Annotated in this window: 15 protein-coding genes and 1 other annotated feature; all 15 genes read right to left on the minus strand. The window is 34.3% G+C overall.

The genetic code is table 11. The features are described from left to right. Positions 1-410, minus strand: a 410-nt coding sequence (locus IO99_RS15390; RefSeq protein WP_035135024.1) for a GTP-binding protein, incomplete at its 3' end; no start/stop codon positions are given. A 55-nt stretch (positions 411-465) separates the two neighbouring features. Further along, the gene (gene fusA, locus IO99_RS15395; RefSeq protein ID WP_035135026.1) at positions 466-2,523 is read right to left on the minus strand and encodes an elongation factor G; all 2,058 of its coding nucleotides are present in this window, start codon (positions 2,521-2,523) and stop codon (positions 466-468) included. 75 nt (positions 2,524-2,598) lie between these two features. Beyond that, positions 2,599-3,069: a 30S ribosomal protein S7 gene (gene rpsG / locus IO99_RS15400; RefSeq protein WP_035135028.1), complete on the minus strand. Its 471-nt coding sequence runs from the start codon at positions 3,067-3,069 to the stop codon at positions 2,599-2,601. A 128-nt stretch (positions 3,070-3,197) separates the two neighbouring features. Beyond that, complete coding sequence (gene rpsL, locus IO99_RS15405) at positions 3,198-3,575, minus strand: 30S ribosomal protein S12 (protein ID WP_035135030.1); 378 nt, start codon at positions 3,573-3,575, stop codon at positions 3,198-3,200. 93 nt (positions 3,576-3,668) lie between these two features. Next, positions 3,669-3,905, minus strand: coding sequence for a ribosomal L7Ae/L30e/S12e/Gadd45 family protein (locus IO99_RS15410; RefSeq protein WP_035135032.1), 237 nt, complete (start codon positions 3,903-3,905; stop codon positions 3,669-3,671). A 115-nt stretch (positions 3,906-4,020) separates the two neighbouring features. Next, positions 4,021-7,545, minus strand: a complete 3,525-nt coding sequence (gene rpoC, locus IO99_RS15415) for a DNA-directed RNA polymerase subunit beta' (RefSeq protein ID WP_035135034.1) — start codon at positions 7,543-7,545, stop codon at positions 4,021-4,023. 20 nt (positions 7,546-7,565) lie between these two features. Next, a complete protein-coding gene (gene rpoB, locus IO99_RS15420; RefSeq protein WP_035135049.1) occupies positions 7,566-11,336 on the minus strand; it encodes a DNA-directed RNA polymerase subunit beta in 3,771 nt (1,256 codons plus the stop codon). 336 nt (positions 11,337-11,672) lie between these two features. Then, a complete protein-coding gene (gene rplL, locus IO99_RS15425; RefSeq protein WP_035135036.1) occupies positions 11,673-12,038 on the minus strand; it encodes a 50S ribosomal protein L7/L12 in 366 nt (121 codons plus the stop codon). Positions 12,039-12,113: 75 nt separating this feature from the next. After that, positions 12,114-12,620: a 50S ribosomal protein L10 gene (gene rplJ, locus IO99_RS15430; protein ID WP_035135037.1), complete on the minus strand. Its 507-nt coding sequence runs from the start codon at positions 12,618-12,620 to the stop codon at positions 12,114-12,116. A 31-nt stretch (positions 12,621-12,651) separates the two neighbouring features. Next, positions 12,652-12,777, minus strand: a sequence feature (ribosomal protein L10 leader region). A gap of 31 nt (positions 12,778-12,808) precedes the next feature. Next, complete coding sequence (gene rplA / locus IO99_RS15435; RefSeq protein ID WP_035135051.1) at positions 12,809-13,498, minus strand: 50S ribosomal protein L1; 690 nt, start codon at positions 13,496-13,498, stop codon at positions 12,809-12,811. A gap of 65 nt (positions 13,499-13,563) precedes the next feature. Beyond that, positions 13,564-13,989 carry a 50S ribosomal protein L11 gene (rplK, locus tag IO99_RS15440; protein WP_035135039.1) on the minus strand — a complete coding sequence of 142 codons (426 nt, stop codon included), beginning with the start codon at positions 13,987-13,989 and terminating at the stop codon, positions 13,564-13,566. Between the two features lie 92 nt (positions 13,990-14,081). Beyond that, positions 14,082-14,603, minus strand: a complete 522-nt coding sequence (nusG, locus tag IO99_RS15445) for a transcription termination/antitermination protein NusG (RefSeq protein WP_035135041.1) — start codon at positions 14,601-14,603, stop codon at positions 14,082-14,084. Positions 14,604-14,648: 45 nt separating this feature from the next. After that, the gene (gene secE, locus IO99_RS15450; protein ID WP_035135043.1) at positions 14,649-14,873 is read right to left on the minus strand and encodes a preprotein translocase subunit SecE; all 225 of its coding nucleotides are present in this window, start codon (positions 14,871-14,873) and stop codon (positions 14,649-14,651) included. 39 nt (positions 14,874-14,912) lie between these two features. Next, the gene (rpmG, locus tag IO99_RS15455) at positions 14,913-15,062 is read right to left on the minus strand and encodes a 50S ribosomal protein L33 (protein WP_035135045.1); all 150 of its coding nucleotides are present in this window, start codon (positions 15,060-15,062) and stop codon (positions 14,913-14,915) included. A gap of 234 nt (positions 15,063-15,296) precedes the next feature. Continuing rightward, positions 15,297-15,605 (minus strand): EF-Tu C-terminal domain-related protein (locus IO99_RS15460; RefSeq protein ID WP_479723508.1); only part of this gene is annotated, 309 nt, incomplete at its 5' end.

Genomic DNA, 15,605 nt, shown 5'->3' on the forward strand with positions numbered 1-15,605 from the left:
TTATTTAAGAATACAACTATGTATTGTACTCCTACTCTTGATGCTAGAAGTATGTGCTCTCTTGTTTGAGGCATTGGACCGTCTGCTGCACTTACTACTAGGATTGCTCCATCCATTTGTGCTGCTCCTGTAATCATGTTCTTAACATAGTCTGCGTGTCCTGGACAGTCAACGTGAGCATAGTGTCTTGTTTCTGTTTGATACTCTACGTGTGATGTATTGATTGTGATTCCTCTTTCCTTCTCTTCTGGTGCTTTATCTATATCAGCATAGTTGAATGCTTCTGCATATCCTCTACTTGCTAATACTGTTGTTATTGCTGCTGTTAATGTTGTCTTACCGTGGTCTACGTGTCCTATTGTTCCAATATTAACGTGCGGTTTGCTTCTTTCAAATTTTTCCTTTGCCATTTCTTATTCCTCCTCAATTAGAAAACATTTTTATTTTCACTTTATATATTCTTAATTACTTTTTAGCTAATTGCTCTTGAATACTCTTTGGAACTTCTTCATAGTGATCAAATACCATTGAGTAAACACCTCTACCTTGTGTTTTTGATCTTAAAGTAGTTGCATATCCAAACATTTCAGATAATGGAACGAAGGCTCTAATAATTTGAGCTCCATTAATAGCTTCCATACCATCAATTCTTCCTCTTCTTGAGTTTACATCTCCCATTACATCTCCCATGTACTCTTCTGGAACTGTAATTTCAACTTTTTCCATTGGCTCAAGTAATACTGGGTCTGCTTTAGCCATAGCATTTTTAAATGCCATAGATCCAGCAATTTTAAATGCCATTTCTGATGAGTCAACTTCGTGGTATGATCCGTGTACAAGTCTAATCTTAAAGTTGATAGTCTCGTAACCAGCAATTATACCATTCTTAGCTGCTTCTCTTATACCATTATCAATTGGAGCAATATATTCTTTAGGAATAGCTCCTCCTACAACAGCATTTTCAAATACATATTCACCTTCGATTGGTTCCATTTCTATTACGCAGTGACCATATTGTCCTTTACCACCTGATTGCTTAGCATATTTAGCTTCAGCCTTAACAGCTTTTCTAATTGTTTCTTTATAAGCAACTTGTGGTGCACCAACGTTACATTCAACTTTGAATTCTCTTGTTAATCTATCTACGATAATATCTAAGTGCAACTCACCCATACCAGCGATGATTGTTTGACCTGTTTCTTGATTAGTATAAGTTTTGAATGTTGGATCTTCTTCAGCAAGTTTTGCTAAAGCTATTCCTAATTTTTCTTGACCAGCTTTTGTCTTTGGCTCAATAGCTACAGATATAACTGGCTCTGGGAATTCCATTGATTCAAGAATTATTGGTTTATCTTCAGAACATAAAGTATCTCCTGTTGTAGTTCCTTTAAGTCCAATAACTGCTCCGATTTCACCTGCTTCTAACTCTTCTACTTCTTCTCTATGGTTAGCATGCATTTTAACGAGTCTTCCAATTCTTTCCTTTTTACCCTTAGTTGAGTTAAGTACATAAGTACCACCTTTCATTATACCTGAGTAAACTCTTGTAAATGCAAGTTTCCCTACAAATGGGTCAGTAGCAATTTTAAATGCTAAAGCAGACATTGGAGCTTCATCTGATGCTTCTCTTGAATCTTCTTCTCCATCTAACGTAGTACCATTAACAGCAGGGATATCTAATGGAGATGGTAAATAAGCAACAACGCCATTTATCATTTCTTGAACCCCTTTGTTTTTATATGATGATCCGCATATACATGGAACTATTTCATTTGCTATAGTAGCTTTTCTTAAAGCAACATGTAATTCCTCTTCAGTGATTTCTTCACCTTCAAGGTATTTTTCCATTAAAGTCTCATCAGTTTCTGCTATAGCTTCTACCATAGCCATTCTATACTCTTCAGCCTTATCAGCTAATTCTGCAGGAATTTCTTCAATTCTTACATCTGTTCCTAAATCATCATAAGTTATGATAGCATGATTAGCTATTAAGTCTATCATTCCCTTAAAGTTCTCTTCTGCACCTACAGGAATTTGTATTGGTACTGCATTAGCTTTTAATCTATCTCTTACAGTCTTAATACATCTAAAGAAATCAGCACCTGTAGCATCCATTTTATTAACATAAATCATTCTTGGAACACCATACTTGTCTGCCTGTCTCCAAACAGTTTCAGTTTGTGGTTCAACTCCACTCTTTGCGTCAAGTACTGTAACCGTTCCATCTAGTACTCTTAATGATCTCTCAACTTCAACAGTGAAATCTACGTGTCCAGGAGTGTCTATAATATTTAATTCATGATCATTCCAAAAACATGTTGTTGCAGCAGAAGTAATTGTTATACCTCTTTCTTGTTCTTGAACCATCCAGTCCATTTGAGATGCACCTTCATGAGTTTCTCCTATCTTATGAGTTTTACCAGTATAAAATAAAATACGCTCTGTTGTTGTAGTTTTACCTGCATCTATGTGAGCCATAATTCCGAAATTACGAAATTTCTCTAAAGGGTATTTTCTAGCCATTCCTATTTCCTCCTCTTAACGAGTAATTTTAAATTCGACAAAACTGTTTTGGCCTTAGCCAAAACAGTCTTTGTATTAGTATCTGTAATGAGCAAAAGCCTTATTTGCTTCAGCCATTTTATGAGTATCTTCTCTCTTCTTAACTGCAGCTCCTGTGTTGTTTGAAGCATCGATTAACTCGTTAGCTAATCTTTCTCTCATATATTTCTCGCCTCTTTTTTCACAAGCTAGCAACATCCATCTAATACCTAATGTTTGTCTTCTCTCTGGTCTAACCTCGATAGGTACTTGATATGTAGCTCCACCTATTCTTCTAGCTTTAACCTCAAGTAATGGCATTATATTGTTCATAGCTGCCTCAAAAACCTCTAGAGGTTCTTTTCCAGTTTTTTCACGAATGATATCGAAAGCATCATAGCATATTTTTTGTGCTACACCCTTTTTTCCATCTTCCATAACACTGTTTATTAATTTAGTAACAACTTTTGAATTGTACATTGGATCTGGTAATACATCTCTTTTTGCAATAAATCCTTTTCTTGGCACTTTTCTTCCCTCCTTAACATTGTAAAATTAACTCATAGGTACTCGATATCTCTACCGCAAAATGCTCTGCTCTTATAATCTATGTAAATCTATATAAATTCGAAGGCATAGCACTCTTTAATTAAGACCTATTTTTGTTTTGGTCTCTTAGCACCGTATTTAGATCTTGATTGTAATCTGTTTGCTACTCCAGCAGAGTCTAAAGCTCCTCTAACTATGTGGTATCTGCAACCTGGAAGGTCTTTTACTCTTCCTCCTCTTATAAGAACAACGCTGTGCTCTTGTAGGTTGTGTCCTTCACCTGGAATATAAGCAGTTACTTCGTATCCGTTTGTAAGTCTAACTCTCGCTACTTTTCTTAACGCTGAGTTCGGCTTCTTAGGAGTACTTGTTTTAACTACAGTACATACTCCTCTTTTTTGTGGACACTCTTTTAATGCTGGTGCTGTAGATTTTGAAGCTAATGTCATTCTACCTTTTCTTACTAATTGGTTTATAGTTGGCATTATTTCACCTCCTTAAAATAATTACTAATGCTTATCTATTCACACAATAATATTATGATAGATATTCTATAATAAATTAGTCATTAGCAAACCTTAAATTATGAGTGCAGTTGCAGCTGAAACATCAATTCCACATAATACACCTAGTTCTTTCATAGTATCAATTTCTACAATTTCTAGGGATCTGTCTACTGCTAATTTAAGTATAGGTTCTAGTAGTTTGCTATCTGCATCTTTTGCAACATACAGCTTACAACCTAGATTGTTCTTTAAGGCTTTAGCTGTTTGCTTTACTCCAACAACCTTTTCCCCAACAAGTCTAGTCACCATACTAACCCCCCTCATAATTTCAATTCATAAAGTGATAAAATACTATTTTATCAATCACATACAAAATGTATTTTATCACTTTATATAATTCATGTCAATAGAACTAACTCTAAGATTAAGCGTTAATTTCTACCTCTGCAACTGGCTGATTTTCACAGATTTCAATTCCCCTGTATCTATTCATACCAGTTCCAGCAGGAATTAACTTACCTATAATTACATTTTCCTTTAATCCTACAAGCGGATCTATCTTTCCTTTGATAGCTGCATCTGTAAGAACTCTTGTAGTCTCTTGGAATGACGCTGCTGATAAGAATGAATCAGTTGCTAGTGCTGCTTTAGTTATTCCTAATAGTGCAATCTTACCCTCAGCTGGTTTTCCACCTAGTGCTAAAGCTTTTTCATTTGCTTCTTCAAAATCAAATATATCCATCATTGTTCCTGGTAGTAACTCAGTATCACCTGATTCTTCTACCTTTATTTTTCTAGTCATTTGTCTTATAACTACTTCAAGATGCTTATCGTTTATATCAACACCTTGTAATCTATAAACTTTTTGAACCTCAGATAAAAGATAGTTTTTAACACCCTTAACACCTTTAATTCTTATTATGTCATGTGGATTTACTGATCCTTCAGTGATTTCATCTCCAGCGTCTATTATATCTCCATTGATTACTTTAATTCTTGAACCAAATGGTATTTCATAAGTAAACTCTTCACCGGAGTTACTTGTCACTATAACAGTTCGCTTTTTCTTAGTTTCTTCCATTCTTACTGTACCTGCACAGTCACTTACTATTGCAAGCCCCTTTGGTTTTCTGGCTTCAAATAATTCTTCAACCCTTGGAAGACCCTGAGTAATATCTGCTCCAACAACTCCACCTGTATGGAATGTTCTCATTGTAAGCTGAGTTCCTGGTTCTCCTATAGATTGAGCTGCTATAATACCAACAGCCTCACCTATGTCGATTTTTTGAGCTGTTGCCATGTTCATACCATAACATTTAGCACATACCCCTATTTTAGCGTTACAAGTAAATACAGATCTTATTTTAACTTTCTTAACGCCGGCTTTCTCAACTTTTTCTGCAATAGCAGCATTCATATACTCATCACATTTAACTAGAACTTCTCCTGTTTCTGGATGAACTATATCTTGAGCACTATATCTTCCAGAAAGTCTTTCACTTAGTGGTTCAATTACTTCATTTCCTTCTTTAATTTCACTAACTTCATAACCTTCTTTAGTTCCACAATCCTCTTGTCTTACTATAACATCTTGACTAACATCAACAAGTCTTCTTGTTAAGTATCCAGAGTCCGCAGTTTTAAGGGCTGTATCAGCATTTCCTTTTCTAGCTCCATGAGTAGATATGAAATATTCTAATACTTCAAGTCCTTCTCTAAATGAAGCTCTGATTGGAAGTTCAATGATTTTACCTGATGGACTAGCCATAAGTCCTCTCATACCTGCTAATTGTTTAATTTGGCTCTTAGATCCTCTGGCTCCTGAGTCAGCCATCATATTTATCGGATTAAACTTATCTAAGCTATCCATAAGAGCGTCAGCTACTTCCTCAGTTGTTTTTGTCCACTTATCTATAACTTTTTCATATCTCTCATCTTCAGATATGAATCCTCTTCTATACATCTTTTCTATCTTTTCAATAGTATTATCAGCATCTGCAAGTAATTCTTTCTTAATTTCTGGAACTTCCATGTCAGAAACAGCTACTGTTACAGCTCCAATAGTAGAGAAATGATATCCTTTTGCTTTTATATTATCAAGCATCTTAGATGTTTCAGAAGGACCATATAATGTGTAACATTTATCTATTATATTTCCCAAGTTTTTCTTGCTTACTAAGAAATCTATCTCTAATTTGAATTCATTTTCAGGTAGAGTTCTGTCAACAAAACCTAGATTTTGAGGTATTGATTCATTAAATATAAGCTTTCCTAATGTAGTATCTATAATTCCATAACGTTTTTCTCCATTAATAATTTTAGATACTTTAACTTTAATAGCTGCATGTATATCTACATCCTTAGCTTCATATGCCATCATAACTTCTTCTGGTGATGAGAACATTCTTCCTTCACCCTTAGCGCCTTCTTTATCTAATGTTAAGTAATAAGAGCCAAGAACCATATCTTGAGTAGGTACACAAACTGGTTTACCATCTGAAGCTTTCATAATATTGTGCGCTGCAAGCATTAAAAATCTTGCTTCTGCTTGTGCTTCAACTGATAGAGGAACGTGTACCGCCATTTGGTCTCCATCAAAGTCAGCATTATACGCTGTACATACAAGCGGATGTAGCTTTATAGCTCTTCCTTCTACAAGTATTGGTTGGAAGGCTTGAATTCCTAATCTATGAAGTGTTGGAGCACGGTTAAGTAATACTGGATGATCTTGAATTACCTCTTCAAGGACATCCCATACTTGAGGCTGAACTCTTTCAACCATTCTCTTTGCACTCTTAATATTGTGTGCAACTCCACTTTCAGTTAACTTTTTCATAACAAACGGCTTAAATAATTCTAATGCCATTTCTTTTGGAAGTCCACATTGATACATCTTAAGTTCAGGTCCAACAACGATAACTGAACGTCCAGAGTAGTCAACACGCTTACCAAGTAAGTTTTGTCTAAATCTTCCTTGCTTTCCTTTAAGCATATCTGATAGAGATTTTAATGGTCTATTTCCTGGACCTGTTACTGGTCTACCTCTTCTTCCATTATCAATTAGTGAATCTACTGCTTCTTGAAGCATTCTTTTCTCATTTCTAACGATAATATCAGGTGCTTGTAAATCTAGTAACTTTTTAAGTCTATTATTTCTATTTATTACTCTTCTGTATAAATCATTTAGGTCAGATGTAGCAAATCTTCCACCATCTAATTGTACCATTGGTCTTAAATCTGGTGGTATAACAGGTATTACATCTATAATCATCCACTCTGGTTTATTAGTTGATTTTCTAAATGATTCTACAACATCAAGTCTTCTAATAGTTCTTATTTTCTTTTGTCCTGTACTTGTTTTAAAATCTTCTTTAAGTTCTGCAGAAAGCTTATCTAAATCTATATCTTGTAATAAGACTTTTACAGATTCTGCACCCATTCCTGCTACAAAGCCATCATAACCATATTTATCTACGGCTTCTCTATAGTCTTTTTCTGTTAATATTTGCTTCTTATCAAGTGGCGTATCTTTTGGATCTAACACTACATAAGCAGCAAAATAAAGTACTTTCTCTAAAGAACGTGGTGACATATCAAGGATTAATCCCATACGAGATGGAATTCCTTTAAAATACCAAATGTGAGATACAGGGGCAGCTAGTTCTATATGCCCCATTCTTTCACGCCTTACTTTAGATTTTGTAACTTCAACTCCACATCTGTCACACACTATACCTTTGTATCTAACTCTTTTGTATTTACCGCAATGACATTCCCAGTCTTTCATTGGTCCAAATATTCTCTCGCAGAACAGACCATCTCTTTCCGGTTTTAATGTTCTATAGTTGATTGTTTCAGGTTTTTTTACTTCCCCTCTAGACCACTCTCTGATCTGTTCTGGTGAAGCTAACCCTATTTGTATTGCATCAAAATTATTTAATTCAAACAAGGGTACATCCTCCCTTCAATTTAATGTTCATCATTAAAATCATCTAAAACTAAATCACTGTCTAGGTCAGATTCTAAATCAATATCTAAACCTGAATCTAGATTTGGCTCTAATTCATCATCGAAATCATCTAATTTTATGTCTTCAAAATCTGAATCCTCTTCTACATCTGATGAATCAGTATCTATTGGCTCAATATATTCTTTTACAGGTTCTTTAGTAAAGGAATCCTCTTTACCTTCTATGTTTACCTCTAAATCTTCAACTTCGTCATCAACAGATTCTTTAAGTTTAATTTCCTCATGATTCTCATCTAAAAGTTTAATATCTAAGCACAATGCTTGAAGTTCTTTAATAAGTACCTTAAATGATTCTGGAACTCCTGGCTCAGGTATATTTTCTCCTTTTACAATAGCCTCATAAGTTTTAACTCTACCTACAACATCATCTGACTTAACTGTTAGAATTTCCTGAAGTGTATGAGCTGATCCATAAGCTTCAAGAGCCCAAACTTCCATCTCACCAAATCTTTGTCCTCCAAATTGAGCTTTACCACCCAATGGTTGCTGAGTAACTAATGAGTATGGACCTGTAGATCTAGCATGTATCTTATCGTCAACTAAGTGATGCAGCTTTAATATATACATGTAGCCTACTGTAACCCTATTATCAAACGCTTCTCCTGTTCTTCCGTCATAAAGTACAGTCTTACCATCTCTATTATATCCTGCTTTTTCTAAGCAATCTTGAATTTCTGTATCTAAAGCACCATCAAATACCGGAGTAGCTATATGCCATCCAAGCTCACTAGCAGCCCATCCTAAATGAACCTCAAGTACCTGACCTATATTCATACGTGATGGAACTCCTAGAGGATTTAAACATATTTGAAGTGGTCTTCCATCAGGTAAGAATGGCATATCTTCTAATGGCAATACTCTAGATATAACACCTTTATTACCGTGTCTTCCCGCCATTTTATCTCCAACAGATATTTTTCTCTTTTGAGCTATATAACATCTTACTAATTGATTTACACCCGGTGGAAGTTCATCAGCATTGTCTTTTGTAAATACTTTTACATCTACAATTATACCAGCTTCTCCATGAGGAACTCTTAGTGAAGTATCTCTTACTTCCCTTGCCTTCTCTCCGAATATAGCTCTTAATAATCTTTCCTCTGCTGTTAGTTCAGTCTCTCCCTTAGGAGTAACTTTACCTACTAAAATATCTCCTGATCTTACTTCTGCACCTATTCTTATTATTCCACGCTCATCTATATCTTTTAGAGCATCCTCACCTACGTTTGGTATGTCTCTTGTAATCTCTTCTGGTCCTAGTTTAGTATCTCTAGCTTCTGACTCATATTCTTCAATGTGAACTGAAGTAAAGATATCATCTCTTACTAGTTCCTCAGATATAAGCATAGCATCCTCGTAGTTATAACCTTCCCAAGTTATAAATCCAATTCTAATATTTTTACCTAATGCAATTTCTCCTAAATCTGTAGAAGGACCATCAGCTAAAACCGTATTTATATCAACTTTTTCTCCTTTATCAACTATAGGACGTTGATTTATACAAGTACCAGAGTTAGATCTCTTGAATTTTAATAGGTTATATACATCTGTACCACCATCTATATCTCTTTTTATTCTTATTTCATTTCCACTAACATAAGATACAACTCCTGCATTCTTAGCCTTAGGTAATACTCCTGAGTCTACTGCAGCTTTATATTCTATACCAGTACCAACTACTGGTGCTTGTGTTTTTAGAAGTGGAACTGCTTGCCTTTGCATGTTTGATCCCATCAGTGCACGAGTAGCATCGTCATTCTCTAAGAAAGGTATCATTGCTGTAGCAACTGATACAATTTGTCTTGGAGAAATATCAATTAGATCTACTTGCTCTCTTGGTACTATTATAACTTCTGATTTTTCTCTAACAGTAACCTTTTTATCTATGAAGCTTCCATCTTCAGCTAATGGCTCACTAGCTTGTGCTACAAGATAATTATCTTCTTCATCAGCAGTTATATATATAATCTTATCTGTAGCTTTACCTGTTTCCTTGTCAACAACTCTATATGGGGTCTGCATAAATCCATATTCATTAACCTTAGCATATGTAGCTAATGAGTTAATTAACCCTATGTTAGGTCCTTCTGGTGTCTCTATAGGACACATTCTACCATAATGAGAATAGTGAACGTCTCTTACTTCAAATCCTGCTCTTTCTCTTGATAATCCTCCTGGTCCTAATGCAGATAATCTTCTTTTGTGTGTTAACTCAGATAATGGATTTGTTTGATCCATGAATTGTGATAGCTGTGAACTTCCAAAGAACTCCTTTATAGCTGCCACAACAGGTCTTATATTTATTAAAGCCTGTGGGGTAATTATTTCTTGATCTTGAACAGTCATTCTTTCTTTGACTACTCTTTCCATTCTTGATAAACCAATTCTAAATTGGTTTTGTAATAATTCACCTACAGATCTTAATCTTCTATTTCCTAAATGGTCTATGTCATCTACATATCCTATTCCATACGCCAATCCCAACTCATAGCTTAATGTAGCATATATATCGTCTCTAATTATATGTTTTGGAACCAACTTGTTTGCGCTAGCCTTTATTTGTTCTTTAATTTCATCTTCATTATGATACGTTTCTAATATCCCTTTTAATGTAGGATAGTGAACATATTCTTTAATGTTTAGCTCAGAAATATCAAAGCTTACATGTTTAGATAAATCAACAAAGTTATTTCCTATAACTCTTATAACTCTATCATCAACCTGAATGTCCACAGAATTTATACCTAAGTTTTGTATTTCTGCAGCTAATTCTCTACTTATTTTATTTCCCTTTTCAACTATAATCTCACCTGTAGAAGGATTAATTATATTTTCAGCAGCTATTTGATTAGTAATTCTCCATTTAACAGCTAACTTCTTATTAAATTTATATCTACCAACTTTTGATAAATCATATCTTTTTGCATCAAAGAATAAAGACTCTATCAATGAAATGGCACTATCCACAGTTGGTGGCTCACCAGGTCTTAGTCTCTTATAAATCTCTAGTAATGCATCATTCTTTTCTTTTGTATTATCTTTTTCTAAGGATGCTTTAAGTCTCTCTTCTTCTCCAAAAACTTCAAGAATCTCAGCATCACTTCCATAGTTTAGCATTACCCTCATAAGTACTGTGATAGGTAACTTCCTTGTCTTGTCTATTCTTACATAAATTACATCATTAGAGTCAGTCTCGTATTCTAACCAAGCTCCTCTATTTGGTATAACTGTTGAAGAAAATAACTTTTTACCAGTCTTATCAACAGTATAATTATAATATACTCCTGGAGATCTAACTAACTGACTTACTATAACTCTTTCAGCTCCGTTAATAACAAAGGTTCCTTGATCAGTCATTATTGGGAAATCACCCATAAAGACTTCTTGTTCCTTTATTTCTCCTGTTTCATTATTTTGTAACCTAACTTTCACCTTTAATGGTGCTGCATAAGTAGTATCTCTTTCTTTGCACTGCTCAACAGAATACTTAATGTTCTCCATATCCAATTTATAGTTGACAAATTCTAAAGATAAGTTGCCAGTATAATCTTGTATAGGATTAATATCATCAAATACCTCGTGCAATCCTTCAGCTAAAAACCAATCGTATGAATCAATTTGAACTTCGATTAAGTTTGGCATTTCAGCCGTATCTTTTACTTTGGAAAAGCTCATTCTTTCCCTTTTACCAACTTTTACAGGATGTACCATATAATTTTCACCCCTTGTATAAACTAAAATAACCCAAGACACACTTTCCCCTAGGACTTTGTGTTTCGGACTTACACTTATTCATCATGCAATTCTATCCAATTTGTAGAAAAATATTCACATAATTATAATTCTATATAAATATACGAAGAACTTTTTACATAAATATGGACGTATGCATGACTTGATTTACTTTATTCGCATTGAATTATATTATCATTATTTTTATTTAATGTCAATATATAATAAACTTATTTATTAAGTTATCTTTATTTCTTTTGTTACAAAAATGGAGTACTTAATTTAAGTACTCCACAACGTAAATCCATTGACTTACTATTTTACTTCTACAGTAGCTCCAACTTCTTCAAGTTTAGCTTTCATGCTTTCAGCATCATCTTTGCTTACGGCTTCTTTAATTGTTTTAGGAGCTCCATCAACTATATCTTTAGCTTCTTTTAATCCTAATCCAGTTAATTCTCTAACAACTTTTATAACTTTTATTTTTCCAGCTCCAGCATTAGTTAATACTACGTCGAACTCAGTTTTTTCTTCAGCTGCTGCTCCAGCAACTGCTCCACCTGCAACTGCTACTGGTGCTGCTGCACTTACTCCAAATTCTTCTTCACAAGCCTTAACTAACTCGTTTAATTCTAAAACACTCATATCTTTTATAGCTTGAATCATATCTTCTCTTGTCATTTTAAAATGCACCTCCGAAATTTTTAAATTATATTTTTATTTTCTCTACGTTTTCTAAATTCTTACTTAGACTAATTACTCTGCTGCTTCTTCACCTTTTTTCTCAGCTATAGCATTTAATAAATATGCTAAGTTTGAAAGTGGAGCTTTGAAGCTTCCAAGTAGTTTTGCAATAAGTACATCTCTTGATGGAATTGATGCGATCTCTTTAATTTGAGCTTCACCAAATAACTCACCTTGGACTACTCCTGCTTTTAATTGAAGTTTTTTATGAGTTTTTGCAAAGTCATTTAAAACTCTAGCTGGTGATGTTGGATCATCATATCCTAAAGCTATTGAAACTGGTCCTTGAAGATATTGATCTAATCCTTCAATTCCTAATTCCTTTGCAGCTAATGTAACTAGTGTATTTTTATATACTCTATATTCAACACCTGCTTCTCTTAGTGCTTTTCTTAATTGTGTATCTTCTTCAACATTTAGTCCTTGATACTCACTAAGAACAACTCCTTGAGCTTTTTCTAACTTTTCCTTTATTTCAGCAACTTTTGCTTCTTTTAAAGATCTATTTTTACTTTGCACTGTGTATCCACCTCCTTACAGCTTTCACTGTATATTAAAAAATTAAGGTCTCTCCGCAGACACGAAGAGACCAATAAAATCATTTATTAGCATCCTCGGTAGGTATTTAGTTACGCTTTTCAGCACCTACTGTCTACGGAATATATTCAACTTTTGTATTATAACACATTAAAAAATTTAATGCAATATTAATCTAACACTTTTGTTGGATTAATTTTTACTCCTGGTCCCATAGTTGATGCTACAGTAACAGATTTAATATATTGTCCTTTTGCAGCAGCTGGTTTAGCCTTAACAATAGCATCCATTAAAGTATGGAAGTTATCCATTAACTTTTCAGATCCGAAAGACTTCTTACCAATTCCTACGTGAACTATAGCTGTTTTATCTACTCTGTATTCAACCTTACCAGCTTTAATATCATTTAGAGCTTTTGCTACATCAAATGTAACAGTACCTGATTTAGGGTTCGGCATTAAACCTTTAGGTCCTAATACTCTACCTAGTCTTCCAACTACACCCATCATATCTGGAGTAGCTACAACTACGTCAAACTCAAACCAGTTCTCTTTTTGGATTTTATCTACTAGTTCTTCTGCTCCAACGAAATCAGCTCCAGCAGCTTCTGCTTCTTTTGCTTTGTCTCCTTTAGCGAAAACTAATACTCTAACAGTTTTACCTGTTCCATGAGGAAGTACTACTGCTCCTCTTACTTGTTGATCTGCATGTCTTGGGTCAACACCAAGTCTTACGTGAACTTCTATTGTTTCATCGAATTTAGCTTTTGATGTCTTTATTGTAAGTTCCATAGATTCTGCTGGTGTGTATAGAGCATTCTTGTCTATTAACTTAGCGCTTTCTATGTAATTCTTTCCCATTTTAGCCATTTTGCATCCTCCTTTGTGGTATTAACGGTTTTTGCCTCCCACCGAATTAATTGAAATTACTCTTCGATTACTATTCCCATGCTTCTAGCTGTTCCAGCTATCATGCTCATAGCAGCCTCTAATGATGCAGCATTTAAGTCTGGCATCTTTAATTCAGCTATTTCTTTAACTTTAGCTGCTGAAACTGTTGCAACCTTAGTTCTGTTTGGAACGCCTGATCCACTCTCTATTCCAGCTGCTTTCTTTAATAATACTGCTGCTGGTGGAGTTTTTAGTATAAAACTAAATGATCTGTCTTGGTAAACTGTAATTACAACTGGTATTATCATACCTGGTTGATCCGCAGTTTTTGCGTTGAACTCCTTACAGAATCCCATAATATTTACACCGTGTTGACCAAGTGCAGGTCCTACTGGTGGTGCTGGTGTTGCCTTTCCTGCAGGAAGTTGAAGTTTTATCATTCCTGTTATTTTCTTAGCCATGAGTTTACACCTCCTATATTGTGGTAATCGGACTTTTATAAGTCCTCCCACTTAAATAGAATTTAGTCTTTTAGACATAATTCTACTAAGTCTTAAAGTTTTTGTATTTGATTAAAATCAAGTTCAACAGAGGTTTCTCTGCCAAACATGTTAACTAATCCTTTGATTTTATGTTTTTCTATAGATATTTCAGTAATTGCAACAATGAAGTCTTCAAATGGTCCTGATACAACCTTCACTTGTTCTCCAACTTCAACATCTACAGTAACTTGTTTTTCAACTATTCCCATATTGTGAATTTCATCTTCTGTTAAAGGCACCGGTTTTGATCCAGGACCTACAAATCCAGTAACCCCTCTAGTATTTCTAACAATATACCAAGAATCATCAGTCATAACCATCTTAACCATCACATATCCTGGAAATACTTTTCTTAATGTAACTTTTTCTTTGCCATCCTTGATTTCTACTTGCTCTTCCATAGGAACTTGAATGTCATGAACGAACTCTTCAAGATTTCTATTTTCAATAGCTTTTTCAAGATTAGCCTTAACTTTATTCTCATATCCAGAATATGTATGAACTACATACCATCTTGCTTTTTCTCCTGTCATAGCTACAGGGGCGTAATTATACCGTCCCCTTACCTCCCTTTTAAATTATTTAAAAATCAAATTAAAAAGGTTTTTAAAACCAGCATCTAACAAACCTACAGTTATTGCATAAAGAAGACAAAAGCATATTACCGCCATAAGAGCTTTCTTAAGCTCATCTTTTGTAGGCCATGTTACTCTTTTAAATTCCGCTTTTAAGTCGATAAAAAACTGTACTATCTTCATTCGTTTTTTAGGGTTAATTACTTTACCCTCAACTTTTTCAGCCATAATTTTCACATCCCCAAAATATTTCAAGTTCTTAAAGAACTATTTTGTTTCTTTATGAAGTGTATGTTTGTGGCAGAATCTGCAGTATTTTTGCATTTCGATCCTGTCTGGATTATTCTTTTTATTTTTCATTGTGTTGTAGTTTCTTTGTTTACATTCAGTACATGCTAAAGTTATTTTAACTCTCACAATCTACACCTCCTAGTTTATGCGTATTTAATTTTATTTATAAAACCAATAATTTTTTCTTGATAATATATCGTTAACTGCAATTGCTACTTAAACAACTTATCACAAGTTACCACTTATGTCAATTGTAAATAATTCCTTGCAAACATTATACTATAAAATTATTAAAGATATCTTATTGATTTTTCTTTTAAAAGGACTAGGTTTAGAACCCAGTCCTATTTTAAATCTTAATTATTCGATTATAGAAGTTACAACTCCTGATCCTACTGTTCTTCCACCTTCTCTGATTGCGAATCTTAATCCTTCATCCATTGCGATTGGAGTGATTAATTCTACGTTCATATCTATGTGGTCTCCTGGCATTACCATTTCCATTCCATCTGGTAATTTGATTGATCCTGTTACGTCTGTTGTTCTGAAGTAGAACTGTGGTCTGTATCCATCAAAGAATGGTGTATGTCTTCCACCTTCTTCTTTTTTAAGTACGTATACTTGACCTACGAACTTCATATGTGGATGTACTGATCCACTTTTTGCTAA

This window comes from Clostridium sulfidigenes (assembly GCF_000732635.1).
GTDB lineage: Bacteria > Bacillota > Clostridia > Clostridiales > Clostridiaceae > Clostridium_J > Clostridium_J sulfidigenes.